The organism is Vibrio neptunius (genome assembly GCF_000967495.1).
Lineage (GTDB): Bacteria > Pseudomonadota > Gammaproteobacteria > Enterobacterales > Vibrionaceae > Vibrio > Vibrio neptunius.
On the sequence record NZ_JXXU01000144.1, the window covers coordinates 1 to 3321 of the forward strand.

The following is a 3321-nucleotide window of genomic DNA, read 5'->3' on the forward strand; positions in this document are numbered from 1 at the left end:
CAAAGTATGCTCCCGCCCTGATAGGCTTAGGGGCAAGAGTCAGCTTAGAGAACGAGGGCTTTGGCGTAATCATCCAGCTCTTGTTCTTCCAATAACTCGATGATCTCATCCAGAGGAAGCTGGTAGCCCAACTCAATCAGTTTTTGAACCAATTGCAATTGCTTATCATGGAAGTGATCTTCTTCAATCGCAAACTCCCATGGTAAATCTTCGATAATGTGTTGGTTGGGTTTTTGTAACAAATACTGCTCAAACATAGTAGGGTCATAGCAAAATACATACCCCAAAAAGGAATTAAACTCGTCGCCATCACTAAAAGGCAGATTAATGTCAATGCCTTTTTCAATTAACTTTTCAAATGCTGCTCGGTCTTTTTCAACTAATTTTTCAAACTCAGTTCTATGTTTTTTTTCTCTTTTTAGCATGACCTCTCCTCTATGTATCTTGACTAGTAGTAAACTCGCAACATAGTTAATGGTCTCTTGTTGAACATCAAAGGTATCCATCAAGTAGTTAAACATTTTAAACTCACTTCTACCGTCAAATACCCGATATAATAAGCCATCATAATCCACTCTTCCGCCGAGAAAAACAATACTCTTTATATAATCTAAATATATATCCCAGCTAAATTGGTAAATACGCTCAGAGTCGGATAAATATAAAGTACCATCGCGCTCTAATGGCGCCAGTATTTTGACCAGTGGGCAATATTCATAAGATAAGTCCATATCTTCTACTCTACTATTAAAGCTTTTTAATACATCAAGTTCTGTTAAAATTCCGGCTTTAAGTAGGGCTCGAACCCGTTCAAAATTAGCTTCTTCGCTAAAGTTGTTATCTTCGAGAATTCTAGCCATTACACTGTAAATGCTAAAGTCTTTCAGTTTCACTGGTGCAAGGTTGGCTTGGGTTAAAATCTGGTTTACCTGTTCGATGGTTGGATCAGTCATAGTTATACTCTGTATTCAATATCTTTAAGTTTTTTATTGCGCGTCATCTCGTCCAGAAGGGCCAGTGAAAGGTATAGGGCTTGCTGGTAGTAAAATACTGCGGGTAAGGTATCTACTCGCTGTTATTGATTGCTTCTCCTGCCACCATAGTACAAACCAACAGGGCCTCAGGCCAATAAATTATTCGCTAAAACAAGTAATTAAGAGGGAAATATCAACAAAGCTACCAGTTAGCATACCAACTCTCAAACTACGAAGGGGCTTTTATTGCTGAAGTATATTGAGGGAAAATATTAGCCCCTAAGCGAGATAGGCTTAGGGGCAAGAGTCAGCTTAGAGAACGAGGGCTTTGGCATAATCGTCCAGCTCTTCATCTTCCAGTAACTCGATGATCTCATCCAAAGGCAGCTGGTAGCCCAACTCAATCAGTTTTTGAACTAATTGCATTTGTCTATCACGGAAGTAACCAGATTCAATCGCAAATTCCCAAGGTAAATCTGCGATAATTTGTTGGCTGGGTTTTTGTAATAAATACTGTTCAAACATAGCGGGGTCATAGCAAAAAACAACCCCTAAGAAGGAGCGATAATCTGAATACCAATCATCTTCCTCAATGGCAAGATTAATATCAATACCCATCTCAATGAGTTTTTTAAAAGCGGATTCGGCTTTTTGACAGGACTTGTGCGAATTTAAGTAATCTATTGTTTGTGCTGCGACATTATTAATAGTAGTTGGTTTAACCTTAAAGTTATCCACTAAGTAGTCAAATAACTCAAACTCACTTCTTTCATTGAATACCCAGCGTAACATGCCATCAAGGTCTACCCTACCTCCAAGTAGGACAATATTTTTTATATAATCCAAATAAATATCATAACATAGGTCTTCATAAAAACTGCCAGAACCGGATAAATATAAAGTGCCATCACGCTCTAATGGCGCCAGTATTTTAACTAATGGGCAATGTTCATAAGATAAGTCCATATCTTCTATTCTACTATTAAAGCTTTTTAAAACATCAAGTTCTGTTAACACTCCCGCTTTAAGTAGGGCTCGAACCCGTTCAAAATTGGCTTCTTCGCTACAGTTGTTATCTTCGATAATTCTAGCCATTACACTGTAAATGCTGAAGGCTTTCAGTTTCACTGGTGCGAGGTTGGCTTGGGTTAAAATCTGGTTGACCTGTTCAATGGTTGGTTTAGTCATAGTTACACTCTGTATTCAATATCTTTAAGTTTTTTATTATGCGTCATCTCGTCCAGCAGTGTTAGTGAAAGGTAAAGAGCTTGCTGGTAGTAAAATACCGTGGGTAAGGTATCTACACGCTGCTATTGATTACTTATCCTGCCACCACAATACAAAACCAACAGGGCCTCATGCCAATAAATTATTAGCTAAAACAAGTAATTAAGAGGGAAATATCAACAAAGCTACCAGTTGACATACCAAATCTCAAACTACGAAGGGTATTTTATTGCTGGAGTATATTGAGGAAAATATAAGCCCCTAAGCAGAATAAACTTAGAGGCAGAGTCAACTTAATGAGCAAGGGCTTTGGCGTAATCAAAATATTCGTATTCTTCTAGTTCCGAAATTATTTCATCTACAGGCACATGATAACCAAGCTCGATAAGTTTATTTATTAAATGTAAGTGTTTGTCAGTGAAAGCAGCTTCGCTAATAGGGTATGACCAAGGTAAGTTTTCAATAATCTCTTGGCTGGGTCTCTGTAATAAATATTGCTCAAAAAGATCAGGTGAACAAAATAAAGCAGCACCAAGAAATGAATGAAATGCAGACATATGAGAGTTTTCATCGAAAGGTAGATTAATATCAATACCTTTTTCAATTAACTGGTTAAACAGAGCCCTATCTTCCTCATCTGACTCTTCATCGCTACAGTATTGATTGTATAATAATTGTGCTGCAACATAGTTTATTGTCTCTTTTTTAATATTGAAATTGTCCATTAAGTAATTAAACATCTCAACTTCGTATCTATCATCAAACAACCAACACAATAATCCATCATAGTCTACTCTTCCCCCGAGCATGACAATACTTTTTATATAATCCAGATACAGATCCCAACTGAGCTCGTAAATAGCTTCAGAGTCAGATAAATATAAGGTTCCATCTCGTTCTAATGGTGCCAGTATTTTGACCAGTGGACAGTGCTCATAAGATAAGTCCATATGTTCGACTTTATTATTATAGAGTTCCAAAACATCACGTTCTGTTAAAATACCTGCTTTGAGGAGGACTCGGACCCTTTCAAAGTTAGTTTCTTCGCTCAAGCTACTGTCTTTAACAATTGAGTTGATAACCTTAGATAACTTGAAAGACCAGGGCGGGATCGCACTTT

The 3321-nt window shown here is 37.5% G+C and carries 3 protein-coding genes; all 3 read right to left on the bottom strand.

The annotated features are described in order from the left end of the window. Nucleotides 1-44: 44 nt before the first annotated feature. Nucleotides 45-953 (bottom strand): hypothetical protein, encoded by a 909-nt coding sequence (locus TW84_RS23470; protein WP_045978021.1) that lies wholly within the window; start codon nt 951-953, stop codon nt 45-47. A 333-nt stretch (nt 954-1286) separates the two neighbouring features. After that, nucleotides 1287-2162 carry a hypothetical protein gene (locus tag TW84_RS23475; RefSeq protein WP_045978022.1) on the bottom strand — a complete coding sequence of 292 codons (876 nt, stop codon included), beginning with the start codon at nt 2160-2162 and terminating at the stop codon, nt 1287-1289. Nucleotides 2163-2494: 332 nt separating this feature from the next. Further along, nucleotides 2495-3321 (bottom strand): hypothetical protein (locus tag TW84_RS23480; protein ID WP_045978023.1); only part of this gene is annotated, 827 nt, incomplete at its 5' end.